The sequence below is a fragment of the Streptomyces fumanus genome (assembly GCF_014655295.1).
GTDB lineage: Bacteria > Actinomycetota > Actinomycetes > Streptomycetales > Streptomycetaceae > Streptomyces > Streptomyces fumanus.
Window position 1 is genome coordinate 111,990 of the sequence record NZ_BNBI01000010.1, and the last position, 24,056, is coordinate 136,045.

Annotated in this window: 23 protein-coding genes and 1 tRNA gene; 12 read left to right on the forward strand and 12 right to left on the reverse strand. The window is 73.2% G+C overall.

Annotated elements, in window-relative coordinates; all coding sequences use genetic code 11:
• Nucleotides 1–95 precede the first annotated feature (95 nt).
• On the forward strand, nucleotides 96–797 hold the full coding sequence (locus IE316_RS22630) for a FadR/GntR family transcriptional regulator (RefSeq protein WP_190206274.1): 702 nt from the start codon (nucleotides 96–98) through the stop codon (nucleotides 795–797).
• A gap of 41 nt (nucleotides 798–838) precedes the next feature.
• Here the strand turns inward: IE316_RS22630 and IE316_RS22635 are convergent, their stop codons facing one another.
• A complete protein-coding gene (locus tag IE316_RS22635; protein ID WP_190206275.1) occupies nucleotides 839–1,213 on the reverse strand; it encodes a YchJ family protein in 375 nt (124 codons plus the stop codon).
• Between the two features lie 78 nt (nucleotides 1,214–1,291).
• Nucleotides 1,292–1,376 (reverse strand) — tRNA-Leu (locus IE316_RS22640).
• A 186-nt stretch (nucleotides 1,377–1,562) separates the two neighbouring features.
• Here IE316_RS22640 and IE316_RS22645 point away from each other — a divergent pair.
• The 3 genes from IE316_RS22645 to IE316_RS36110 all read left to right on the forward strand — a co-directional run bounded on the left by IE316_RS22645 (nucleotide 1,563) and on the right by IE316_RS36110 (nucleotide 4,251).
• Complete coding sequence (locus IE316_RS22645) at nucleotides 1,563–2,888, forward strand: M20/M25/M40 family metallo-hydrolase (protein WP_190206276.1); 1,326 nt, start codon at nucleotides 1,563–1,565, stop codon at nucleotides 2,886–2,888.
• 157 nt (nucleotides 2,889–3,045) lie between these two features.
• Nucleotides 3,046–3,279 carry a chaplin ChpH gene (gene chpH, locus IE316_RS22650; RefSeq protein WP_190206277.1) on the forward strand — a complete coding sequence of 78 codons (234 nt, stop codon included), beginning with the start codon at nucleotides 3,046–3,048 and terminating at the stop codon, nucleotides 3,277–3,279.
• A gap of 138 nt (nucleotides 3,280–3,417) precedes the next feature.
• Complete coding sequence (locus IE316_RS36110; protein WP_190206278.1) at nucleotides 3,418–4,251, forward strand: chaplin; 834 nt, start codon at nucleotides 3,418–3,420, stop codon at nucleotides 4,249–4,251.
• A gap of 76 nt (nucleotides 4,252–4,327) precedes the next feature.
• Here the strand turns inward: IE316_RS36110 and IE316_RS22660 are convergent, their stop codons facing one another.
• Entirely contained in the window at nucleotides 4,328–4,516 is a 189-nt protein-coding gene (locus tag IE316_RS22660) for a DUF5703 family protein (RefSeq protein WP_190206279.1), read from the reverse strand.
• A 47-nt stretch (nucleotides 4,517–4,563) separates the two neighbouring features.
• Here IE316_RS22660 and IE316_RS22665 point away from each other — a divergent pair, with 47 nt between their 5' ends.
• Nucleotides 4,564–5,307: a hypothetical protein gene (locus IE316_RS22665; RefSeq protein WP_190206280.1), complete on the forward strand. Its 744-nt coding sequence runs from the start codon at nucleotides 4,564–4,566 to the stop codon at nucleotides 5,305–5,307.
• 70 nt (nucleotides 5,308–5,377) lie between these two features.
• On the opposite strand, the gene IE316_RS22670 is transcribed toward IE316_RS22665, so the two are convergent.
• Together IE316_RS22670 and IE316_RS22675 are read right to left on the reverse strand one after the other, a co-directional pair.
• Entirely contained in the window at nucleotides 5,378–7,762 is a 2,385-nt protein-coding gene (locus IE316_RS22670; protein ID WP_229910522.1) for a helix-hairpin-helix domain-containing protein, read from the reverse strand.
• Nucleotides 7,759–8,745, reverse strand: a complete 987-nt coding sequence (locus IE316_RS22675; protein WP_190206281.1) for an aldo/keto reductase — start codon at nucleotides 8,743–8,745, stop codon at nucleotides 7,759–7,761. Before IE316_RS22675 ends, IE316_RS22670 begins: the two co-directional genes overlap by 4 nt.
• Nucleotides 8,746–8,858: 113 nt before the next feature.
• Between IE316_RS22675 and IE316_RS22680 the strand changes: the two genes are divergently transcribed.
• Nucleotides 8,859–9,914 carry an LLM class F420-dependent oxidoreductase gene (locus tag IE316_RS22680; protein WP_190206282.1) on the forward strand — a complete coding sequence of 352 codons (1,056 nt, stop codon included), beginning with the start codon at nucleotides 8,859–8,861 and terminating at the stop codon, nucleotides 9,912–9,914.
• Nucleotides 9,915–10,189: 275 nt separating this feature from the next.
• Nucleotides 10,190–10,978, forward strand: coding sequence for a ferritin-like domain-containing protein (locus IE316_RS22685; protein ID WP_190206283.1), 789 nt, complete (start codon nucleotides 10,190–10,192; stop codon nucleotides 10,976–10,978).
• A 12-nt stretch (nucleotides 10,979–10,990) separates the two neighbouring features.
• On the opposite strand, the gene corA is transcribed toward IE316_RS22685, so the two are convergent.
• The gene (gene corA, locus IE316_RS22690; protein ID WP_190206284.1) at nucleotides 10,991–11,986 is read right to left on the reverse strand and encodes a magnesium/cobalt transporter CorA; all 996 of its coding nucleotides are present in this window, start codon (nucleotides 11,984–11,986) and stop codon (nucleotides 10,991–10,993) included.
• A 61-nt stretch (nucleotides 11,987–12,047) separates the two neighbouring features.
• Between corA and IE316_RS22695 the strand changes: the two genes are divergently transcribed.
• The 5 genes from IE316_RS22695 (at nucleotide 12,048) to IE316_RS22715 (ending at nucleotide 16,590) form a co-directional block, all read left to right on the forward strand.
• Complete coding sequence (locus IE316_RS22695; protein ID WP_190206285.1) at nucleotides 12,048–12,734, forward strand: histidine phosphatase family protein; 687 nt, start codon at nucleotides 12,048–12,050, stop codon at nucleotides 12,732–12,734.
• 67 nt (nucleotides 12,735–12,801) lie between these two features.
• On the forward strand, nucleotides 12,802–13,392 hold the full coding sequence (locus IE316_RS22700; protein WP_190206286.1) for a DUF3090 domain-containing protein: 591 nt from the start codon (nucleotides 12,802–12,804) through the stop codon (nucleotides 13,390–13,392).
• Entirely contained in the window at nucleotides 13,356–14,171 is an 816-nt protein-coding gene (locus IE316_RS22705) for an SCO1664 family protein (RefSeq protein ID WP_190206287.1), read from the forward strand. Before IE316_RS22700 ends, IE316_RS22705 begins: the two co-directional genes overlap by 37 nt.
• Before the next feature lie 94 nt (nucleotides 14,172–14,265).
• Complete coding sequence (mshC, locus tag IE316_RS22710) at nucleotides 14,266–15,495, forward strand: cysteine--1-D-myo-inosityl 2-amino-2-deoxy-alpha-D-glucopyranoside ligase (RefSeq protein WP_190206288.1); 1,230 nt, start codon at nucleotides 14,266–14,268, stop codon at nucleotides 15,493–15,495.
• Nucleotides 15,496–15,633: 138 nt separating this feature from the next.
• Nucleotides 15,634–16,590, forward strand: a complete 957-nt coding sequence (locus IE316_RS22715; protein WP_190206289.1) for an SMP-30/gluconolactonase/LRE family protein — start codon at nucleotides 15,634–15,636, stop codon at nucleotides 16,588–16,590.
• Nucleotides 16,591–16,776: 186 nt separating this feature from the next.
• Here IE316_RS22715 and IE316_RS22720 read toward each other — a convergent pair whose 3' ends face one another.
• The 6 genes from IE316_RS22720 to IE316_RS22745 all read right to left on the reverse strand — a co-directional run bounded on the left by IE316_RS22720 (nucleotide 16,777) and on the right by IE316_RS22745 (nucleotide 23,810).
• Nucleotides 16,777–17,760, reverse strand: a complete 984-nt coding sequence (locus tag IE316_RS22720; RefSeq protein WP_190206290.1) for a PAC2 family protein — start codon at nucleotides 17,758–17,760, stop codon at nucleotides 16,777–16,779.
• A 132-nt stretch (nucleotides 17,761–17,892) separates the two neighbouring features.
• The gene (locus tag IE316_RS22725; RefSeq protein ID WP_190206291.1) at nucleotides 17,893–18,564 is read right to left on the reverse strand and encodes a FadR/GntR family transcriptional regulator; all 672 of its coding nucleotides are present in this window, start codon (nucleotides 18,562–18,564) and stop codon (nucleotides 17,893–17,895) included.
• Between the two features lie 164 nt (nucleotides 18,565–18,728).
• Nucleotides 18,729–20,345, reverse strand: coding sequence for a glycerol-3-phosphate dehydrogenase/oxidase (locus IE316_RS22730; protein WP_190206292.1), 1,617 nt, complete (start codon nucleotides 20,343–20,345; stop codon nucleotides 18,729–18,731).
• A gap of 8 nt (nucleotides 20,346–20,353) precedes the next feature.
• Nucleotides 20,354–21,892, reverse strand: a complete 1,539-nt coding sequence (gene glpK, locus IE316_RS22735) for a glycerol kinase GlpK (protein ID WP_190206293.1) — start codon at nucleotides 21,890–21,892, stop codon at nucleotides 20,354–20,356.
• Nucleotides 21,893–21,939: 47 nt separating this feature from the next.
• Complete coding sequence (locus IE316_RS22740; RefSeq protein WP_190206294.1) at nucleotides 21,940–22,734, reverse strand: MIP/aquaporin family protein; 795 nt, start codon at nucleotides 22,732–22,734, stop codon at nucleotides 21,940–21,942.
• 311 nt (nucleotides 22,735–23,045) lie between these two features.
• Entirely contained in the window at nucleotides 23,046–23,810 is a 765-nt protein-coding gene (locus IE316_RS22745; RefSeq protein WP_190206295.1) for an IclR family transcriptional regulator, read from the reverse strand.
• Nucleotides 23,811–24,056 lie beyond the last annotated feature (246 nt).

Below are 24,056 nucleotides of genomic sequence, written 5' to 3' on the forward strand. Positions count from 1 at the left end.
ACGCCACTGAAACGCATTAGGTACGACGAATTCAAGAGGGTGTGACATATAAGTCTGACTTTTTCTTGCCGTGATCCGCCCCGTACGCTGAGTGCATGAGCACACCGGGCAGGGGGCTGCACGGCCGCGTACTGGACACCCTCGGCCCCGCGATCACCGCGGGGGAGTACCCCGCCGGCAGCGTGCTGCGCACCGACGAACTCGCCCAGCGCTTCGAGGTGTCGCGCTCCGTGATGCGCGAGGCCGTCCGCGTCCTGGAGTCCATGCACCTGGTCGCCTCACGCCGCCGGGTGGGCGTCACCGTCCTGCCCGAGCACGCCTGGAACGTCTACGACCCCCAGGTCATCCGCTGGCGGCTGGCCGGCGCCGACCGGCCGCGCCAGCTCCGCTCGCTCACCGTGCTGCGCTCGGCGGTGGAACCGGTCGCGGCCGGCCTCGCCGCGCGCAACGCCAGCCGGGAGCAGTGCGCCGAACTGACCGAGTGCGCCCTGGGGATGGTCGCCAACTCCAGCGGTCACAGGCTGGAGCAGTACCTCTTCCACGACGTGGCCTTCCACCGCGTCATCCTCAACGCCTCGGGCAACGAGATGTTCGCCCGGCTCGGCGATGTGGTCGCCGAGGTGCTGACCGGCCGCACCCAGCACGACGTGATGTTCGAGGACCCCGACCCGGCCGCCGTCACCCTGCACGTCCGCGTCGCCGAGGCGGTCCGCGCCCGCGACGCCGAGCGCGCCGAGCGGCTCACCCGCGAGATCACCGTCGGCGCCCTGCACGAGCTGGACATCCTCGCCCCGTAGGCAGGCGGTCGCGCAGTTCACGCGGTCACGCGGTCACGCGGTCAGGCGAGGAACTCCCCGTCCACGTACACCCACGCCCCGTCCACCCGCTCGAACCGGCTCCGCTCGTGCAGCGCCCCGCCCCGGTACGAGGCCCGGAAGGTCACCGTGCCGGTGGAGTGGAACGCGGAGCCGCCGGTGGTGTCCAGGACCTCCAGCCCGGCCCAGCGCGTCCCCGGGTCGAGGTCCAGCCGGGCCGGCCGGGTCCGCGGATGCCAGGTGCGCAGCAGATACGCCGCGTCCAGCCTCACGAACGCGGTGTAGCGCGACCGCATCAGCGCCTCGGCCGTCGGCGCCGCCGCGGTCCCGGCCAGGAAGCGGCCGCAGCACTTCTCGTACGGCTCCGGCAGCCCGCACGGGCAGGAACGCGTGGTCATGGCCACCCTTCCGCGGCAACTCGGTGGGTCAACGCGTGAGGGCCGTGACCTCGGCGGTCACGGCCCTCACGTCCGATGTGTCCGAGGGGGGACTTGAACCCCCACGCCCGATAAAGGGCACTAGCACCTCAAGCTAGCGCGTCTGCCATTCCGCCACCCGGACAAGGTGTCTGCCGCGCGGGGCGTTGCCCGCGGCGACGACGTAAACATTACCAGGCTTTCCGGGGTGTCCGATCACCCCCGGCCCGGTGTGAACGGCGTGTGACGGGCCGGGACCGGTCTTGGGCGCCACCTGTCCGGAGAGGGAGGATGAGGGGGACCCACCAGCAGTGACAGCGGGAGGAAGCACGTGAGCGAGACGGGCACGACCAGGGGCGTCACCGGCGAGGACGAGGTCGTGGACCTCTGCCGCGAGCTGATCCGGATCGACACCAGCAACTACGGCGACCACTCCGGACCGGGCGAGCGCAAGGCGGCGGAGTACGTCGCCGAGAAGCTCGCCGAGGTGGGCCTGGAGCCGCGGATCTTCGAGTCCCACCCGGGCCGCGCCTCCACGGTGGCCCGGATCGAGGGCGCGGACCCGACCCGGCCCGCGCTGCTCATCCACGGCCACACCGACGTGGTTCCGGCCAACGCCGACGACTGGACCCACCACCCCTTCTCCGGCGAGGTCGCCGACGGGTGCGTGTGGGGGCGCGGCGCCGTCGACATGAAGGACATGGACGCGATGACCCTCGCGGTCGTCCGCGACCGGCTGCGCAGCGGCCGCAAGCCGCCCCGCGACATCGTCCTGGCCTTCCTCGCCGACGAGGAGGCGGGCGGCACCTACGGCGCCCGGTACCTGGTCGACCACCACCCCGACCTCTTCGAGGGCGTCACCGAGGCGATCAGCGAGGTGGGCGGCTTCTCCTTCACCGTCAGCGAGCAGCGCCGGCTCTATCTGATCCAGACCGCCGAGAAGGGCATGCACTGGATGAAGCTGACCGTGGCCGGCACCGCCGGGCACGGATCGATGATCCACCGCGACAACGCCATCACCGAGCTGTCCGAGGCCGTCGCCCGCCTCGGCCGGCACAAGTTCCCCGTCCGGGTCACCAAGACGACCCGGGCCTTCCTCGACGAACTCGGCGACGCCCTCGGCACCGAGCTGGACCCGGAGGACATGGAGGGCACCCTCGCCCGGCTCGGCGGCATCGCCAAGCTGATCGGCGCCACCCTGAGCAACACCGCCAACCCCACCCAGCTCGGCGCCGGTTACAAGGTCAACGTCATCCCCGGCGAGGCCACCGCCCACGTCGACGGACGGTTCCTGCCCGGTCACGAGGAGGAGTTCCTCGCCGACCTCGACAGCATCCTCGGCCCCAAGGTGCGCCGCGAGGACGTGCACGCCGACAAGGCCGTCGAGACCAGCTTCGACGGGGCGCTGGTGGACGCCATGCAGTCCGCGCTGGTCGCGGAGGACCCGGCCGCCAAGGCCATCCCCTACATGCTCTCCGGCGGCACCGACGCCAAGTCCTTCGACGACCTCGGCATCCGGGGCTTCGGCTTCGCGCCGCTGAAGCTGCCGCCGGAGCTGGACTTCGCCGGCATGTTCCACGGCGTGGACGAGCGGGTCCCGGTGGACGGCCTGAAGTTCGGCGTGCGCGTCCTGGACCGCTTCATCGATGCGTCCTGATTTGGGCAACTGAAACGACACTCCGTTAATCGGTCGGGCGTACGGGACCCGACCGGGAAGGGTGAATGCGACCATACGCTCGTAGCCCCATTACTCCCTCCTCGTTACTGGTCATGTGATCCGCATTTTGGGTCGCGCTTGCCAACTAGGAGGAATAATGTTCAAGAAGGTCGTCGCCGCTGCCGCCGCCACCGGTGGTCTCGTTCTCGCCGGTGCGGGACTGGCCGTCGCCGACTCCGGCGCCCAGGGTGCCGCCGCCCACTCCCCGGGCGTCGCGTCCGGGAACGTCGTCCAGGTGCCCGTGCACGTGCCGGTGAACATCTGCGGCAACACGGTCGACGTGATCGGGGTGCTGAACCCCACCTTCGGCAACACCTGCATCAACAAGTGACGTTGTGCCTCGCCCCGTGAGGGCTTGAGCCCGTCGGCCCCGGAGCGCGCGCCACGCGTTTCGGGGCCGACCGGCCTTTCGGAACTGCGAAATGCCGAGGATTCGTCGGCACAAGGTCGAAGGCAGGGAATTCAGCACATGCGACAGGTCACCCGTAAGGGCCTGATGACAATGGCCGCCGCCACCGGCGTGCTCGCCGCCGTGAGCGGCACCGCCCACGCCACGGGCTCCGGGGCCCACGGCTCCGCCACGGGATCGCCCGGCGTGCTCTCCGGCAACACGGTGCAGGCGCCGGTGCACGCGCCGGTCAACCTCTGCGGCAACACCGTCGACGTCGTCGGCGTCCTCAACCCCGCGATGGGCAACTCCTGCGCCAACCGGGACGGCGGCCACGGGGCGCACGGCGGCGGCGCCAGCGCCGACGGGCACGCCACCGACTCGCCGGGGGTCGCCTCCGGCAACGACGTCCAGGTACCGGTGGACGTGCCGGTCAACGCCTGCGGCAACAGCGTCGACGTCATCGGCGTCGGCAACCCGACGATGGGCAACGCCTGCGGCAACGGCGATCACCATCACCACCACCCGAAGCCGCCGGGCGACGAACCGGGTGAACCGGGCCAGCCCGGGGAGCCGGGAGAGCCGGGAGAGCCCGGTGAACCTGGGGAGCCGGGAGAGCCCGGTGAGCCCGGAGAGCCGGGTCAGCCTGGCGAGCCCGGTGAACCCGGTGAACCCGGACAGCCTGGTGAACCGGGACAGCCCGGTGAGCCCGGCACCCCGGAGCAGCCCGGACACCCCGGCACCCCGCCCGGCTCGAACGAGAAGCCCATCACCCAGCCCGTCACCCACTCACGGCCCCAAGCGCAGCTCGCGCAGACCGGCAGTGACCTGCCGCTGGGCCTCGCCGTCCCGGCCGGTGCCGGCGCGGTGCTCGCCGGTGCGCTGCTCTACCGCAGGGCGCGCGCCTCGGCCTGAACGCCCGCGCACGAGCGGAGCGGCCCCCGCCCCGGCGGGGCCCGCTCCGTCTCGGTGGCCCCGGGCCCGTCCCGGTTCACCAGGTGGCGCGGACCTGGCGGATGATCCGCCGGCGCAACCGCACCCTGCGGCTGCCGTCGCGCAACAGGCTCAGGCGGTACAACTCCCAGTGTCCGTACTCGGCGTGGTCGGTCAGCAGACGCGTCGTCTCCTTGCGGGAGACCCCGCGTGGCAGATACACGTCGACAAATTCGTATTCCGGCATCGCATCTATTGTGCGGGCTGGGGCCCGGTACGGATAGCGTCTGCAGTATGTCTGATGCTGTGCAGCCCACCGCTGCCGAGGTACGCGCCGCCGCCGAGGCGGTCAAGACCGCGCTCGACCGCCACCTGGCCGCGGTCGAGCAACGGTCGGGTGAGGACGACCCGGCCGTCTACGAGGCGTTCAACCACCTGGCCGCTGCCGCCGAGGCGTACGACGAGCTGCTCTACGACCGTTACGACGAGGTCACCCCCTTCGAGATCCCCGGCGCGGAGGACACCATGCCGCCGTACACCGGGCCCGAGGAACCGAACGCGCTGAGCGTGCTGATCCGCCGCGACTACGCCGTGGCGGAGCCCCAGCGGCTGCTGGCGCAGGCCCGGCGGGTGGCGGCGGCTGACGACGACGAGGGCCCGGCCGTGGACACCGCGAGCACCGTCCACGGGGCGCTCGGCATCCTGTTCGGCGAGTTCGAACCGGACGAGATCGCCTCCCGGCACAAGGAGTTCGGCCTGGAGGAGGGCGACTCCACGCTCTGGGTGACGGCCGCCGACGAACCGCCCGAGGCCGGCGAGTGGCTGGAGGCACCGTTCGAACAGGCCGACCCCCAGCGGGTGATCTGCCGGTTCGACGTCAGCGCGGTCTTCGACGACGAGATCGGCGACGACCTCGACGACGACGATGACCTCGGTGACCCGATGCACACCGTGCGGGACGACGACCTCGACACCGACCTGGACGAGGAACTCGTGGACGAGGACGAGGACCTGGAACCACTGGACGCCGACCGCTGAGCCGGCCGGCACCCGCTACGACGGCGGTGACCGGGGGAGACACCTCCCCGGGCCACCGCCGTCGCCGTCCTCAGCCCTGGGCCGGCACCTGCGGGGCGAGCAGCACCGGCAGCCGGGTGGTACGCGGCTTGGCCGTGATCTCCGCCACGGCCCGGGGCAGCGCCTGCTCCACACCCTGCACCACGGACAGATGGCGGACCGCCCGCCCGAACGCCGTGTAGATCCAGGGCCGGCTGAGCGCCGGCACCGCGTCGCCGGGCAGCACCACGACCACCGCGGGCCACCGGCCGCCGGCCGCCTGGTGCGCGGTCAGCGCCCACCCGTGCCGCACCGAACCGGCCACCCGCTCCTTCGGTACGACCACGGTCCCGCCCGCGCAGGACAGCCGCAGCCCCTCCGCGTCGGCCCCCACCACCCGGCCGGGCAGCGTACGGCCCGGTACGGGGGAGTAGGCGACCCGGTCGCCGGGGTCGAAGCCGCCGAAGCGGCCGGGGCCGGGGTTGAGCCGCTCCTTCAGCGCCGCGTTGAGCGCGCGGGTGCCGACCGCGCCGCCGTGTCCGGGCGTGATCACCTGGGTCTCCTCGGCGGGCACGCCGATCGCGCGGGGCACCGAGTCCGCGACGAGCTGCACGGTGCGGTGCACGGCCTCACCGGCATCGCGCACCGGCACGATCACGACCTCCTTGCCGGGCGCCTCGACCTGGGTCAGCTCGCCGATGCCGATGCCCGAGACCAGCTCGCCCAGCGGGCCGGGATCGGGCCGGCGGGAGGCGATCTGCGGGCAGACCCGGGCCGCCAGCAGATCGGCGAAGACCCGCCCGGGGCCCACCGACCACAGCACCGCCGGGTCGCCCGCCAGCACCAGCCGCGCCCCGTCCGCCAGGGACTCCGCGAGCAGCGCCGCCGACTCCACGTCCAGTTGCGGCGCGTCGAAGACGATGAGCAGGTCCAGGTCGAGGGCCCCGTCCGGGTCCCGGCCCGGGCCCTCCGTCCCGGCCAGCAGCCCGGCGACGGTGCACAGAGGCGCCTCCTGCGGCCCCGGGCCCAGCAGACCGGCGAAGCGGGCGCGTCCGGCCGGGCTCGGGGAGGCGGCCCAGGCGCGCAGACCGAGGCCGGGCGCGGCGCAGAGCAGGGCCGCCGGTTCGGCCAGGGACGCCTCGCCGCCGGTGTGCAGGACCAGGCCGTGACCGGCGACCGCGCGGATCAGGTCGGCGGCGGAGCCCTCCGCCGAGGCGGCGGCGGCCTCCCAGTCGGCGGTGGAGCCGTCCTGCTTGGGCACCGAGGTCGCCAGCCGGGCCAGGCCGTCGGCGAGGCTCTCCTCGGCGAGCGCGTACCGCTCCAGGCCGACGAGCACCCGGACCGGCCCCCTCTCCTCGCCTTCCTCGCCCTCGTCGCCCTCCTCGGCCACCGGCTCCCGCCGGGGCGGGGCGCCGGGCTCCTCCAGGGCGTCCTGGAAGGCCAGGATCTCGCCCTCCGCCAGCGCGCTCTGCACGGCGGCGTCCGGGTCGGGCACCCCGCGCTGGGCGAGCGTGGCGGTGAGCCTCGGCAGCTCCAGGGCGGTGTGCCCGGCCAGCGCGGCCTGCTCCAGGAGCCAGACGGTGACCGCGCGGCCCCGCCGCTCGTCGTCCGGGCGGCACTCCGCGCCGAGCAGCGCCCGCGCGAAGCCGTCCGCCTGCTCGGGGCGGACCCCGGCGACCCGCAGCAGATGCCAGGGGTCGGCGCGCAGCGCCTCGTCCGCGCCCTCGCCGAGCGCCGCGACGACCTGGGGCGCGAGCGCCTCGGGGGCGCCGCCCGCGGTCAGTACGGCGCGTACCGCCTGGACGGCCTCGGGCGCGGGTGCGGGGGGAGCGCCCGCCGACCGGTCCGGCACCGGCACCGGCCGCCGTACCGGCTCGGGCGCCGGGCGGCGCGGGGCCGGCCGGGGCTCGGCGAAGACCGCCGCGGGCGGCTTCTCGCCGCTCTCCACGGCACGGACGGCGGCCAGCAGCTCGGCCGCGGTCCCGCTGAGCTTGGCCCCGGCCGCCACCGGCGCCTTCTTCTCCGCCTTGCGCCGCTCGATCCGCTCCCGCTCCAGTTGCTGCGCGAGCAACTCGGCCTCGGCTTCGGACAACTCCTTACCGGTACCTCCACCGGCCTCGCCCCGGCCCGGCACCCCGCCGTCGGCCGCGGTGTCGCCGTCGGCTCCGGTGCCGCTCTCGACCGCCGCGTCGCCCCCGGCAGGCGGCTCGCCCTCGGCCGGCGCCTCACCGCCGGCCGGCACATCGCCCTCCGTCGGCACCTCGCCCCCCGCCGTCGCCTCCGCGTCCGTCGCCTCGTCCTGCCCCCCGCCGGGCGCCTCCGCCTCCGTGGCCCCGCCCCGCTCACCGCCGGGCGCCCCCGCGCCCTCCGTGGTCCCCGGTGTCGCCGGTTCGGGGGCGGCCGTGGCCTCCTCGGTGGGCTCGGGTTCCGTGCTCACAGCGTGCTCCAGTCGTGATCGGGATAGCGGTGCACGGGCTCCGACACATCGTCCAGGGCCCGGCAGATCTCGTCAGGAAGACTAAGCGCCTCCACTGACAACGCCGCCGTGAGCTGCCGCGCGTTGCGCGCGCCGACGATCGGCGCGACCACCCCGGGCCGGTCCCGCACCCAGGCCAGCGCGACCTGGAGCGGGGTCACCGCCAGCCCGTCCGCCGCCGTGGCCACCGCGTCCACGATCCGGCTCGCCGCGTCGTCCAGGTAGGGCGCGACGAACGGCGCCATGTGCTCCGAGGCCCCCCGCGAGTCGCTCGGCGTCGCCCCGCCCCGGTACTTGCCGGTCAGCACCCCCCGCCCGAGCGGCGAGGACGGCAGCAGCCCGATGCCCAGGTCCAGCGCGGCCGGCAGCACCTCCCGCTCGATCCCGCGCTGCACCAGCGAGTACTCGAGCTGCGTGCTCGCCAGCCGGTTGCGCACCCCCGGCGCCGCCAACTGCCAGGTCGCCGCCTTGGCCAACTGCCAGCCGCAGAAGTTGGACACCCCGGCGTACCGGGCGCGCCCGCTGCTCACCGCCAGGTCGAGGGCGTGCAGGGTCTCCTCCAGCGGGGTGTGCGGGTCGTAGGCGTGGATGTGCCACACGTCGACGTGGTCGGTGCCGAGCCGGGCGAGCGAGGCGTCCAGCGCGGAGAGCAGATGGGCGCGCGAGCCGTCGAACCGCCGGTCCGGGTCGGGCACGCTGCCCGCCTTGGTGGAGATCACCAGGTCCCGGCGCGGCACCAGGCCCTCCATCAGCCGCCCCAGCAGGTACTCGGCCTCCCCGTCGCCGTACACGTCCGCGGTGTCCACGAGCGTGCCGCCCGCCTCCCAGAAGGTCTTCAAGAGGTCCGCCGCGTCGTGCTCGTCGGTGTCCCGGCCCCAGGTCAGGGTGCCGAGACCGATGCGGGACACGCGCAGGCCGGTGCGGCCGAGATGCCTCTGCTCCATGAACGCCGAGATTACTGGCCACGGCTTCCCCCGTGGGGGCCCCTGGACAACCCGTTCCACCGCGCTAAGGTCGGTGCATCAGGGACGTTACTGATCAGTAAGGGGAATCGGCCATGCAGCTCGGGATCAACCTCGGCTACTGGGGCGCCGGAATGGACGCGGACAACCTCGCCGTCGCCCGGGAGGCCGACCGCCTCGGGTACGCCGTCTGCTGGGCCGCCGAGGCGTACGGCTCGGACGCCGCCACGGTGCTCTCCTGGGTCGCGGCGCAGACCGAGCGCATCGACGTGGGCTCGGCGATCTTCCAGATCCCGGCCCGCCAGCCCGCGATGACCGCGATGACCGCCGCGACCCTGGACTCCCTCTCGGGCGGCCGGTTCCGCCTCGGCCTCGGCGTCTCCGGCCCGCAGGTCTCCGAGGGCTGGTACGGCGTGAAGTTCGACAAGCCCCTCACCCGCACCCGCGAGTACGTCGAGATCGTCCGCAAGGCGATGACCCGCGAACGCCTGTCCTACGAGGGCGAGCACTGGACGCTGCCGCTGCCCGGCGGCCCCGGCAAGCCGATCAAGCTGACCGTGCACCCGCAGCGCGAGCACATCCCGCTCTACATCGCGGCGATCGGCCCGAAGAACCTGGAGCAGACCGGCGAGATCGCCGACGGTGCCCTGCTGATCTTCCCCTCGGCCGAACACCTGGAGGAGACCGCGATCAAGCCGCTGCGCGCCGGGCGCGAGAAGGCCGGCAAGACCCTGGACGGCTTCGACGTCTGCCCGACCGTGCCGCTCGCCGTCGGCGACGACAAGGACGTCCCCGCGCTCGCCGACACCTTCCGCCCGTACACCGCGCTCTACGTCGGCGGCATGGGCAGCCGCAAGCAGAACTTCTACAACCGGCTCGCCCAGCGCATGGGGTACGAGAAGGAGGCCGCCGAGATCCAGGACAAGTACCTGGCCGGCGACAAGCAGGGCGCCGCCGCGGCCGTACCGCACGACCTGATCGACCGGACCACGCTGCTGGGCTCCGTGGACCGCATCGCGGACCGGATGCGGGCCTACGCCGCGGCCGGCGTCACCACCCTGACCCTGGCCCCCTCCGGCTTCACCCTGGAGGAGCGGATCGCCTCGCTGCGGGCCGGCACCGAGGCCCTGGAACGCGCCGGGCTGGCCTAGGGGCCGGGTCCCGCCCGGGGAGGTTTTCGCGGCCGTGGTGGGGGCTCGGGGGTCTTCCCCGCCACGGCCGTCACGGGGAACAACGCCGCCACGCGCGCGTGGTTACGCCCCACGCCGGCTCGGCGCCGGCCCGGAGCGGACCCCGCGCCGGCCCCGCTCCGGTCCCGGCCGTCCTCCATCCGGCGGAGTTGTCCGACGTACCTGTTGCCGGACCCCGCGTCCCGGACTTGACTCTTTCTTTGCGGACCGCGCAGAGGCAGGAGAGGTGACCGGTGATGCTTTCGGCCAGGAGTCTGTTCCAGGAGATCCTCGACCACGACGAGTCGTTCCGTCTCTTCTGCTCGATCGCCGCCGGCGGCGAGTCCCAGGGCGGCTGGGAGAACGGCCGGATCGCGGCCCTGGTGCCCGCGAGCGAGCGCGCCCTGGCCCCCAAGATCGCCCGGCACGGCGCCGACGAGGACAAGCACGGGCGCATCTTCCGCGCCCTGCTCAAGAAGCGCGGCCTGGAGCCGGTCGAGGTGCCCCCGGAGACCGACTACACGATGCTCCTGGAACGGCGCGGCATCGGCCTCCCCCACGACCGGCTCAGGGCCGACCGGCCGCTCACCGTGCGGGACGTCATCACGTACCTGGCGCACAGCAGGGTCACCGAGCAGCGGGCGGCCGAGCAGATGGAGATGCTGCGCCGGTACTTCGCCGACCACCCGGACGTCGGCCGGGCGGTCCGGATGATCGCCGGCGACGAGGAGAACCACCTGGCGTACACCCACGAGGAGCTGCTCCGCTTCGCCGCCGCCGGACACGGCCGGTACATCCAGCGGACGCTGCGCGACTGCGCGCTCGCCGAGATCCGCGTCCACCGGGACGTCAGCCTCGCGGTGATGGCCCGCATGGGCCGCCTCCTGGGCTGGTCCCGGGCCAGGTCGGCGCTGCTGGCGGCCGGCATCCGCGCGGTGTACGCCTACGAGCGGCTGGGCGGCTGGCGCCGCATGGTCACCCTGCGGACGCCCGAGCGGCGCGACGCCCTCGGCGGCCCCGCCGCCCCGGCGGCCGAGTTCGCCTGACCCCCGCTCCCGCTACAGCCAGCCCCGGCGCTTGAACAGGCGGAACAGCAGCACCTCCAGGGCGGCCATCACGACGATCACCGCCGGGTACGACCACACCCAGTGCAGCTCGGGCATGTGGTCGAAGTTCATGCCGTAGATCCCCGCGATCATCGTGGGGACCGCGGCCATCGCCGCCCACGCGGAGATCTTGCGCATGTCGTCGTTCTGCCGGACGCTCATCTGCGCCAGATGCGCGGAGAGGATGTCGGAGACCAGCCGGTCCAGCCCCTCCACCGACTCGTTCACCCGGGTGAGGTGGTCGTGCACGTCCCGGAAGAAGGGCCGCGCCCGGTCGTTGACGAACGGCACCGCCACGCCGAACGTCCCGTGGCCCGCCAGCTTGGTCAGCGGCGGCACCAGCGGCACCGTCGCCCGGCGGAACTCCAGGATCTGCCGCTTGAAGTTGTAGATCTTGGACGCCGTGTTCCGCGAGCCGCCGTTGTCCGGCGAGAACACCTCCGCCTCCAGCTCCTCCAGGTCGTTGCCCAGCTCGGTCGCCACGTCCAGGTAGTGGTCGACACAGGCGTCCGCGATCGCGTACAGCACCGAGGTGGGCCCCTCGCCGAGCAGCTCGGGCTCCTTCTCCAGCCGCTGCCGCACGGTCCCCAGCGGGGCGCCCTCGCCGTGCCGGACGGTCACCGCGAACCCGTCGCCCAGGAAGATCATCAGCTCCCCGGTGGACACCGTGTCGTGCTCCGCGTCGTACACCACCGGCTTCAGGACCACGAACAGCGAGTCCTCGTACACCTCCAGCTTGGGCCGCTGGTGCGCCTTCAGGGCGTCCTCGACGGCCAGCGGGTGCAGCCCGAACTCCCGGGTGACGTGGTCGAACTCCTGCTCGGACGGCTCGTGCAGCCCGATCCACACGAAGCCGCCCGCCGCCCGGGCCTCGCCGAGCGCGTCGGAGAGGTCCTCCGGGCCGCCCGAGCGGTGTCCGTCCCGGTAGATGGCACAGTCCACGATCACCGAACCCATTCTCCCCTCGCCCGGGCACCGGTGCCCGGTCCGGTACGCCTACCCTTGGCGCATGCCCACGCTGATCCTCGTCAGGCACGGACGTTCCACCGCCAACACCGAGGGGCTGCTCGCCGGCTGGACGCCCGGCGTCGCCCTCGACGAACGCGGCGCCGCACAGGCCGCCGCCCTGCCCGCGCGGCTGGCCGGAGTGCCGGTCTCCGAGGTGGTCACCAGCCCCCTGCAGCGCTGCCAGGAGACGATCCGGCCGCTGCTGGACGCCCGCCCCGGGCTGCGCGTGCACACCGACGAACGGATCGGGGAGTGCCACTACGGCGACTGGTCCGGCCGCAAGCTCGCCGAGCTGAACGACGAGCCGCTGATGCAGGTCGTCCAGGCGCACCCCTCGGCGGCGGCCTTCCCCGGCGGCGAGTCGATGCGCGCCATGCAGACCCGCGCCGCCGAGGCGGTCCGCGAGTGGAACGCGCGCGTGGAGCGCGACCACGGCGCCGACGCCGTGTACCTGATGTGCTCCCACGGCGACATCATCAAGTCGCTGGTGGCGGACGCCCTCGGCCTCCACCTGGACCTCTTCCAGCGCATCCACGTGGACCCGTGCTCCGTCACCGCGATCCGCTACACCCGGCTGCGGCCCTTCCTGGTCCGCCTCGGCGACACCGGCGACCTCACCTCCCTGGCCCCGCCCGAGGAGCCGCACGGCGGCGACGCCACCGTCGGGGGCGGCGCGGGCGCACCGTGATCGTCGGCCGCAGTAGGGTGAAGCGGTCCCGGTAACGCCCACCCCCGACTCGCAATGGAGACAGGACGTGTCCCGTCAGGTGTTCCTCTACGACCAACCGGACCGCTTCGTGGCCGGCACGGTCGGACTGCCCGGACGCCGTACGTTCTTCCTCCAGGCCATCGCCGGCTCCCGGGTGACCAGCGTGGCCCTGGAGAAGACCCAGGTCGCCGCGCTCGCCGAACGCATGGACGAGCTGCTGGACGAGGTGGTCCGGCGCAGCGGCGGCAGCGCGGCCGTGCCCGCCGTGGCCCCCGCGGAGGTCACCGACACCGCCCCGCTGGACACCCCCGTGGAGGAGGAGTTCCGGGTCGGCACCATGGCGCTCGCCTGGGACGGCGAGGACCAGCGCATGATCGTCGAGGCGCAGGCCCTGGTCGAACTGGACGCCGATTCCGAGGAGGACCTCGCCGAGGCCGAGGAACGGCTCCTGCAGGACGAGGAGAACGGCCCCCCGATGCTGCGGGTCCGGCTCACCGGCGCGCAGGCCAGGGCCTTCGCCAAGCGCGCCCTCGACGTCGTCAACGCCGGGCGGCCGCCGTGCCCGCTGTGCAGCCTCCCGCTCGACCCGGAAGGACACGTATGTCCGCGCCAGAACGGATACCGCCGCGGAGCGTGACGGCCGTCGACCTGCTCACCCAGGGCGAACTGACCGTCCGCGGCCGGATCCGCGACGCCTCCAACGCGGCCCTGTACTGCGTGGTCTCCCTCGACGGCCGGGAAGCCCCCTGCGTCTACAAGCCCGTCGCCGGGGAGCGGCCCCTGTGGGACTTCCCCGACGGCACCCTCGCCCAGCGCGAGGTGGCCGCCTACGAGGTCTCCGAGGCCACCGGCTGGGGCCTGGTGCCGCCCACCGTGCTGCGCGACGGCCCGTACGGCGAGGGCATGGTCCAGTCCTGGATCGAGGCCACGCCCGACGCCGACCTGCTCGCCCTGGTGGACGGCGAGGAGCCCGAGCCCGGCTGGAAGGCGATCGGGCTGGCCGAGGTCGCCGAGGACCGGACCGCGCTGCTGGTGCACGCCGACGACGAGAAGCTGCGGCGGCTCGCGGTGCTGGACGCCGTGATCAACAACGCCGACCGCAAGGGCGGCCACCTGCTGCCCGCCGGCGACCGCCTGTACGGCATCGACCACGGCGTCACCTTCCACGCCGAGAACAAGCTGCGCACCCTGCTGTGGGGCTGGGCCGGCGAGCCGCTCACCCCCGAGGCCGTGGCGGTCCTCGGCACCCTGCGGGACGCCCTCGAGGACGGCGCCGCCCTCGCGACCAGGCTGGCCGAGCTGATCACCCCGGCCGAGATCGACGCCACCCGCGCCCGGGTGGCCGCGCTGCTCGCCTCGGGCCGGCATCCGGAACCCACCGGGGACTGGCCGGCGATCCCCTGGCCACCGGTCTAGCAGCACAGATGCCCGGAATCGGCAAGAGCGCCTAACCGGTCATCCGGCCCGGTCCGGTTCGTGTACGGAACATCCGTCCGGTTAGGCTCAAGACATGCATGCCTGGCCCGCTTCCGAGGTCCCCGCCCTGCCTGGTCAGGGCCGCGACCTGAGGATCCACGACACCGCGACCGGGGGCCTGGTGACCCTCGACCCCGGCCCCGTCGCCCGTATCTACGTCTGCGGCATCACCCCGTACGACGCCACCCACATGGGACACGCGGCGACCTACAACGCGTTCGACCTCGTGCAGCGCGTGTGGCTCGACACCAAGCGGCAGGTCCACTACGTCCAGAACGTCACCGACGTCGACGACCCCCTCCTGGAGCGCGCCCGGCGCGACAACGTCGACTGGACCGCCCTCGCGGAGCGGGAGACCACCCTGTTCCGCGAGGACATGACCGCGCTCAGGATGCTCCCGCCGAAGCACTACATAGGCGCCGTCGAGGCCATACCGGGCATCGTCCCGCTGGTCGAACGGCTCCGGGACGCGGGCGCCGCCTACGACCTGGACGGCGACATCTACTTCTCCGTCGAGTCCGACCCCCACTTCGGCGGGGTGTCCCACCTCGACGCCGCCGCGATGAGGCTGCTCTCCGCAGAGCGCGGCGGCGACCCGGAGCGGCCGGGCAAGAAGAACCCGCTCGACCCGATGCTGTGGATGGCGGCCCGCGAGGGCGAGCCGAGCTGGGACGGCGGCTCGCTGGGCCGCGGCCGGCCCGGCTGGCACATCGAGTGCGTCGCCATCGCCCTGGACCACCTCGGCATGGGCTTCGACGTCCAGGGCGGCGGCTCCGACCTGGCCTTCCCGCACCACGAGATGGGCGCCTCGCACGCCCAGGTCCTCACCGGCGAATTCCCCATGGCCAAGGCGTACGTGCACGCCGGCATGGTCGGCCTGCACGGCGAGAAGATGTCCAAGTCCAAGGGCAACCTGGTCTTCGTCTCGGCGCTGCGCCGCGACGGCGTCGACCCGGCCGCCATCCGGCTGACGCTCCTCGCCCACCACTACCGCTCCGACTGGGAGTGGACCGACCAGGTGCTGCGGGACGCCGTCGCCCGTCTGGAGCGCTGGCGGGCCGCCGTCTCCCGGCCGGACGGCCCGCCCGCCGAGGCGCTGGTCGAGGAGATCCGCGAGGCCCTCGCCGAGGACCTGGACTCCCCGGCCGCGCTCGCCGCGGTCGACCGCTGGGCCGCGCGCCAGCAGGAGACGGGCGGTACGGACCCCGGCGCCCCCGGCGTCGTCTCCCGCGCCGTGGACGCGCTGCTCGGCGTCGCCCTGTAACCGGGACCGGCCGGGACAGAAGTGGCAAGGGGGCTTCCGCGCGCAACCGCTGCGGAGGCCCCCGCCCGTGTGCTGGGCTGTGATCCTCTGCAGTCGGCCGGCCGGACGACGGCCGGCCCCGTAGCGGAAGGACGCACCGTGGCACGTTCCTTCGCCCGACGCGCGCTGCTCACCGGCGGCGCCGCCCTCACCTCGGCCGCACTGTTCGGTGGCACCGCCCGCGCCGCCGCCCCGCACCCGTCCGCCGGCGCCGCGTGGCCCCGGCGGTTCCCGCTGCCGGACGGCTTCCAGCCCGAGGGCATCACCATCGGCGCCGCCCCGTACGCCTACTTCGGCTCGCTCGCCGACGGCGACATCTACCGGGCGAGCCTGGCCACCGGGCGCGGCAAGGTGATCGCCGAGGGTCCCGGGCCCGGTCACGCCGCCGTCGGGCTGCGCATCGACCGGCGCGGCAGACTCTTCGTCAGCGGCGGCGACAGCGGCGAGATACGCGTGGTCGACGCCCGTACCGGCGAGACGGAGCAGGTGTACGCCACCGGCGGCGCCTTCGTGAACGACGTGATCCTCACCCCGGGCGCCGCCTGGTTCACCGACTCCTTCACCGCCGTCCTGTACCGGCTCGCCCTGGACCGGCACGGCCGCCCGGGGGACGTGACGGCGGTCGCGCTGACCGGCGACTGGGAGCAGGGCCCGGACTTCACCGCCAACGGCATCGAACGCACCCCCGACGGCAGCGCCCTGCTGGTGGTCAACGCCTACGCGGACGGTGGCGGCCTGATGCGCGTCGACCCGCGCACCGGCACCGCCCGCGCCGTCGACCTCGGCCCCGCCCGGCTCCCCAACGGCGACGGTCTGCTGCTGCTCGGCCGGACCCTGTACGCCGTCCAGCAGTGGCAGAACGCCATCGACGTGTTCCACCTGGACGCGGCCGGCACCCGGGGCACCCTGATCACCCGCATCACCGACCCGCGGTTCCGCATCCCCACCACCGTGGCGGCCTGGGGCGACCGGCTGTACCTGCCCAACGCCCGCTTCGACGTGGACCCGCCGCAGCCGGACACCGAGTACGACGCGGTGGCGGTGGACCGGGTCTGACGACCGGGCCGGGGGAGACCCACGGCGGCCCGGACGACACCACGGCGGCCGGACGCGAGACCGACGGCCCCCGACGCGAGAACGGCGGCCCCCGACGCGAGAACGGCGGCCCCGGACGCGAGAACGGCGGCCCCGGGGCCGTACGACGGGCGGGGGCGCGCTCCGCGTGGAACGCGCCCCCGGCGGTCACTCCTCCGACGACTCCTCGTCGTCGCCGCCCGTCCTCGGCGGCTTCGGCGGACGCGGCCGGCCGCCCGGCTCGCCCCGCAGGAACGGCGGGCCGGGCGGGCCGTCGCCGCCGTCCGCCGTGGCGTGCCCGCCCGGTCCGGCCCCGTCCCGGCGGCGCAGATACCGCTCGAACTCCCGCGCGATCGCCTCGCCCGACGCCTCCGGCAGCTCCGCGGTGTCCCGGGCCTCCTCCAGTGTCTGCACGTACTCGGCGACCTCGCTGTCCTCGGCGGCGAGCTGATCGACGCCCACCTGCCAGGCGCGCGCGTCCTCGGGCAGCTCGCCCAGCGGGATGCGCACGTCGATCAGGTCCTCCAGCCGGTTCAGCAGGGCGAGCGTGGCCTTCGGGTTCGGCGGCTGCGAGACGTAGTGCGGCACCGCCGCCCACAGCGACACCGCCGGTACGCCCGCGTGCGTGCAGGCTTCCTGGAGGATGCCGACGATGCCGGTGGGACCCTCGTACTTGGTCTCCTCCAGGTCCATCCGGCGGGCCAGGTCCGCGTCCGAGGTGGTCCCGCTGATCGGCACCGGGCGGGTGTGCGGGGTGTCACCGAGCAGGGCACCCAGGATGACCACCAGTTCCACGCCCAGCTCGTGGGCGAAGCCCAGCAGCTCGTTGCAGAACGAGCGCCAGCGCATGGACGGCTCGATGCCGCGCACCAGCACCAGGTCGCGCGGCTTCTCGCCGCCGACCCGGACCACCGACAGCCTGGTCGTCGGCCAGGTGATCTTGCGGACGCCGGCCTCCATGAACACCGTGGGCCGGTTGACCTGGAAGTCGTAGTAGTCCTCGGCGTCCAGCGCCGCGAACACCTCGCCCTTCCACTCCCGGTCCAGGTGCGCGACCGCGGTGGAGGCGGCGTCGCCGGCGTCGTTCCAGCCTTCGAACGCGGCCACCATGACTGGGTCGATCAGCTCGGGAACCCCCTCCAGCTCGATCACCCAGCGCCTCCTTCCGACGTGCCCTCGCGTACGTCCCAACCTTACGGCGTGCCGCGGGGGCGCCCGCGACCCCCTTGCACGGGGGAGTGAACGGATCACTGCCCCGTTCTCCGGGCTCGAACACCCGGAAGATCACAGGGTCGAGCGCAGCCACTGCTCCACCGACGCGATGTGCACCGTCGCCCAGGACCGGGCGGCCTCCGCGTCCCGGTCGCGCAGCGCGGCGAGGATCGCCCGGTGCTCGCGCAGGGTGCGGCCGACCGCGTCCTCCTGGGTCAGGCCGCGCCAGACCCGGGCCCGGGTGGTGGGCCCGGACAGCCCGTCGAGCAGGGAGCACAGGACCGTGTTGCCCGAGCCGCGCACGATGCCCCGGTGGAACTCCAGGTCGCAGGCGACCAGCGTCTCCACCGACGGCTCCTCCCCGAGCGCGTCCAACTGGGCGTCCAGCGCGTCCAGTTCCGCCTCGCCGATCCGGCCGGCCGCCATCGCGGTCGCGGCCGGCTCCAGGATGCGGCGTACCGCGAGGAACTCCAGGACCGTGTCGTCGCGGTGGAAGTCGACCACGAAGCTGAGCGCCTCCAGCAGGAGCTGCGGGTCCAGGCTGGTCACGTAGGTGCCGTCGCCCTGGCGCACGTCCAGGATGCGGATGAGCGACAGGGCGCGGACGGCCTCCCGCAGGGAGTTGCGGGACAGGCCCAGTTCACCGGCGAGCTCGCTCTCCTTGGGCAGCCGGTCGCCGGGCCGCAGCGCGCCGGAGACGATCATGCCCTTGATCTTCTCGATCGCCTCGTCGGTGACTGCCACGGTCGGCCTCCCTGCCTCGCCCGGACGCCGCTCAGACATCCGATGTATCAGGCCATTATGGGGTGCCGGCCGACCGTGGCCGGGGGGCCGCGCTCGCCGGGAGGGGCCCCTGCCGGGAGGCCCCTGCCGGGAGGTCCTCGCCGGGAGGTCCTCGCCGGGAGGCCCTACTTCTTGTCCAGCACGTCCTGGACCTTCGCGCGGACCTCGTCCGTGGCCAGGCCGCGGATGGTCAGCGTGGTCCGGCGGCGCAGCACGTCGTCCGGGGTCTCGGCCCACTCGTGGTCCCGGGCCCAGACCACCTGCGCCCAGATCTCCGGGGCGTCCGGGTGGACCCGCTCGCCCAGCTCCGGGTTCTCGTTGGCCAGCCGCGCGATGTCGAAGGCCAGCGAGCCGTAGTGGGTGGCCAGGTGCCGGGCGGTGTCGGGGGCCATCCGCGGGCCGGGCGCCGGACCGTCGACCAGCAGCCGGTGGGCGACCGCGCGCGGGTTGGCGACGCCGGGCAGCGGCAGCTTCCGCGGCAGCGAGGCGATCGGCTCGAAGTCGTCGCCCAGCGGGTGGCCCGGCAGCGCCTCCAGCTTCTTCATGACCGTACGGCCGATGTGCCGGAAGGTGGTCCACTTGCCGCCCGCGACGGACAGCATCCCGCCCCGGCCCTCGGTGACGACCGTCTCCCGTTTGGCCTTGGCGGTGTCGCCGGGGCCGCCCGGCAGCACCCGCAGGCCCGCGAAGGCGTACGTGATCAGGTCCCGGTCGAGCTGCTGGTCCCGGACGGAGAACGCGGCCTCGTCCAGGATCTGGGCTATGTCCTTGTCGTTGACGGCGACGTCCGCCGGGTCGCCCTCGTACTCCTCGTCGGTGGTGCCGAGCAGCAGCATGTCCTCCCAGGGGAGGGCGAAGGTGATCCGGTACTTGTCGATCGGGGTGGCCAGCGCGGCCTTCCAGGGCGAGGTGCGCTTGAGCACCAGGTGCGCGCCCTTGGACAGGCGGATGGACGGGGCCGCGCCCGGGTCCTCCATCCGGCGCAGGTGGTCGACCCAGGGGCCGGTGGCGTTGAGCACCAGGCGGGCGCTGACGCCGAACTCCTCGCCGGAGAGCCGGTCCTTCAGCTCGGCGCCGGTCACCCGGCCCCGGGTGAAGCGCAGCCCGGTCACCTCGGCGTGGTTGAGGACGACCGCGCCCGCCTCGACGGCCGCACGGACGGTCATCAGCGCCATCCGGGCGTCGTTCATCTGGTCGTCGCCGTAGACGGCCACGGCCTTGAGGTTCTCGGTGCGCAGCTCGGGCACGTCCTGCTGGGCCCTGGCGGGGGAGAGCAGGTGGCCGACGCCGTCCCCGAAGGCGGACAGCGCCGAGTAGGCGAAGACACCGGCGCCGAGCTTGGCCGCGCCGTGCGGGCCGCCCTTGTAGACGGGGAGGTAGAAGGTGAGCGGGTTCGCCAGGTGGGGGGCGACCTGGCGGGAGACCGCACGGCGCTCGAAGTGGTTCTCCGCCACCAGCTTCACCGCGCCGGTCTGGAGGTAGCGCAGGCCGCCGTGGAGCAGCTTGGAGGAGGCGGAGGAGGTGGCGCCGGCGAAGTCGCCGGCGTCGACCAGGGCCACCCTGAGGCCGGACTGCGCGGCGTGCCAGGCGGTGGAGATGCCCAGGATGCCGCCGCCGATGACGAGAAGGTCGTACGACGCCTTGGCGAGCTGCTCCCGGGTCTCGGCGCGGCTCGGGTTGGAGCCGGAGGCCGGGTGCGTGCCCAGGGCAGGTACGGACGTCAGGGTGGGCTGAGTGGTCATTGCGGTTCTTACTCCTCGTCCTCGAGCCAGCCCATGGTCCGCTCGACGGCCTTGAGCCAGTTCTTGTACTCACGGGCGCGGGTGTCCGCGTCCATGCGGGGGGTCCACTCGGCGGCCCGCCGCCAGTTGGCGCGCAGGTCGTCGGTGCTGTTCCAGAAGCCGACGGCGAGGCCGGCGGCGTAGGCGGCGCCGAGGCAGGTGGTCTCGGCGACCATCGGGCGCACCACGGGGGCGTCCAGGAAGTCCGAGAGCGTCTGCATCAGCAGGTTGTTGGAGGTCATGCCGCCGTCGACCTTGAGGGCGGTCAGCTCCACGCCGGAGTCCTTGGTCATGGCGTCGGCGATCTCCCGCGTCTGCCAGGCGGTGGCCTCCAGCACGGCGCGCGCGAGGTGCGCCTTGGTGACGTACCGGGTCAGGCCGGCGATCACCCCGCGGGCGTCGGAGCGCCAGTACGGGGCGAACAGGCCGGAGAAGGCCGGGACGAAGTAGGCGCCGCCGTTGTCCTCGACCGACAGGGCGAGGGTCTCGATCTCGGCGGCGGTGGAGATCAGGCCCATCTGGTCGCGCATCCACTGCACCAGCGAACCGGTGACGGCGATCGAGCCCTCCAGGGCGAAGACCGGCTTCTGCTCGCCGATCTGGTAGCCGACGGTGGTGACCAGGCCGCTGTAGGAGTTGATGATCTTGTCGCCGGTGTTCATCAGCATGAAGGTGCCGGTGCCGTACGTCGACTTGGTCTCGCCCTCGGCGAAGCAGGTCTGGCCGAACAGGGCGGCCTGCTGGTCGCCGAGCGCGGAGGCGACCGGGATGCCGCCGAGCAGCTCGCCGAGCTTGCCGCCCTTGATCTCGCCGTAGACCTCGGCGGAGGAGCGGATCTCGGGGAGCATCTGGGCGGGCACGCCGATCGACTCGCAGATCCGCTGGTCCCACGCCATGGTGTGCAGGTTCATCAGCAGGGTGCGGGAGGCGTTGGTGACGTCGGTGACGTGCCGGCCGCCGTCGACGCCGCCGGTCAGGTTCCAGATGACCCAGGTGTCCATGGTGCCGAAGAGCAGGTCGCCCGCCTCGGCGCGCTCGCGCAGGCCGTCGACGTTGTCCAGCAGCCAGCGGGCCTTGGGGCCGGCGAAGTAGGAGGCCAGCGGCAGGCCGGTCTCGCGGCGGAAGCGGTCCTGGCCGACGTTGCGGGCCAGCTCGCGGCAGAGGGCGTCGGTGCGGGTGTCCTGCCAGACGATGGCGTTGTGGACGGGCTCGCCGGTGTTCTTGTCCCAGACCAGGGTGGTCTCGCGCTGGTTGGTGATGCCGATCGCCTTGATGTCGTCGCGGGTGATGCCGGCCTTCCGCACGGCTCCGGCGACGACCTCCTGGACGTTGGCCCAGATCTCGTTGGCGTCGTGCTCCACCCAGCCCGGCTTGGGGAAGATCTGCTCGTGCTCCTTCTGGTCGACGGCGACGATGCGGCCGTCGCGGTCGAAGACGATGCAGCGCGAGGAGGTGGTGCCCTGGTCGATGGCGGCGATGAACGGTCCGGCGGTGTGGGCGTCGGTCACTGTGTGCTCCTGAGGTCCGTGGTGGTGGCGGTGGGTGGCGGCGGCGCTCACGCGAACGCGACGTTGTAGACGCCCGCGGCGACGGCGGCGCCGATCAGCGGGCCGGCCACCGGGATCCAGGCGTAGCTCCAGTCCGAGCCGCCCTTGTTGGGCAGCGGCAGCAGGGCGTGCACGATGCGCGGGCCGAGGTCACGGGCCGGGTTGATGGCGTAGCCGGTCGGACCGCCGAGCGAGAGACCGATGCCGACCACGACGAAGGAGGTGATGAGGACGCCGAGCGCGCCGAGGCCGTCACCGTCCTGGTTCAGCCCCTGGGTGAGGATGGCGAGGATGAGCACGAAGGTGCCGATGATCTCGGTGGCGAGGTTCTGCCAGGTGTTGCGGATCTCCGGGCCGGTGGAGAAGACGCCGAGGACCGGGCCCGCGCCCTTCTCCTGGGCCTCGACCGCCTTGGCGGTGGTGGTCTGGGCGCCGGGCCCGCCGACGATCTCCTTGTCGGTGAGGTGGGCGTGGAACTGCCCGTAGTAGGCGATCCAGACCAGGGCGGCGCCGATCAGCGCGCCGAGGAGCTGGCTGCCCCAGTAGAGCGGGACGTCGCTCCAGTCGCCGTCCTTGATCGCCAGGGCCAGGGTGACCGCCGGGTTCAGGTGCGCACCGGAGAGCGGGGTCGAGATGTAGGCGGCGACCATGACGGCGAAGCCCCAGCCCAGCGCGATGGCGACCCAGCCGGCGTTGCGCGCCTTCGATGCCTTGAGCGTGACGGCGGCGCAGACGCCGCCGCCGAGCAGGATGAGTATGGCGGTACCGATGGTCTCGCCGATGAAGATGTCGGAGCTGGACACCCGCGACTCCTTTGTCCTTCGTCCAGGGGATGGCGGCCCTTGGCGTTGTCACACTCTAGCGCGTATTGCCGGTAAGTGTTCGACAATGCCGACCGATGGACGGGAGTCTTGCCCCGGCGTCACACATGCGTCAAGAGTTCTGTTGCGGAAACCACGATCGTTATCGACCGGTTCGGCCGAGTGATCTTCCTATGCTTCTGTCGCCTTTTTGACTTATACGGGTCTTGGTGGGCCTTCGTGGGGACATCAGGGTAAGCCGCGGACCGGAACGCCGCCCCGCGTTCCGGTCCCGTCCGCCGCGCCCAGGCGGCTCAGAAGCGTCCGGCGCCCAGGTCCCGCGAGACCGCGCGGGCGCAGTCCCGGACCGCCGCGACCAGCTCGGGCCGCAGCTCACCGTCCCGGCACAGCCGCTCCACGGCCCCGGTGATGCCCACCGAGCCGACCGGCATCCGCCGCCGGTCGTGGATGGGGGCGGCGATGGAGGCGACGCCCTCCCAGGTCTCCTCGATGTCCGCCGCGTACCCCCGTGCCCGGGTGAGGTCGAGCACCTGCTCGAAGGCGGCCGGCTCGCAGACCGTGCGGTCGGTGAACGCCTTGCGCTCGGTCTCCATCACCTCGCTGTGCGCGACCGGGTCGTAGGCGGAGAGCACCTTGCCCAGGGCCGTGGAGTGCAGCGGCTGCATGGCGCCGATCTCCAGCACCTGCCGGCTGTCGTCGGGCCGGAAGACGTGGTGCACGATCAGCACGCCCTGCTGGTGCAGCACGCCCAGGTGCACGCTCTCGCCGCTGGAGCGGGCCAGGTCGTCCGTCCACACCAGGGCGCGCGCCCGCAGCTCGTGGACATCGAGGTAGGTGGTGCCCAGCCGGAGCAGCTCCGCGCCGAGCTGGTACCGCCCGGAGGCGTCGTCCTGCTCGACGAAGCCCTCCTGCTGCAGGGTGCGCAGGATGCCGTGCGCGGTGCCCTTGGCGAGGCCCAGCGAGGAGGCGATGTCCGACAGGCCGAGCCGCCGCTCGCCGCCCGCGAGCAGGCGCAGCATCGCGGCCGCCCGTTCGAGCGACTGGATGTTCCGTGCCATCGCCGTAGTGCCTCCGTCCCGTCCGACCGTCGACCCGCGACGTCGCTGCCGCGGGTCGGCAGTGCCGCTGTTCGGCATTGCCGAACACTACCGGTCCATGCCGACCTGTCGCCAATGGCAGGTCGGCATCCGGCCGCCGCACCCGCCCCCCGGCGGCGGGTCCCGGCAGCCGTCTCATCCTCGTCCGTCCCGTGGACGGACTGACCATCAGCCCCGGGTCCCGGCTACCCTGGCGGCGTGCGTCCT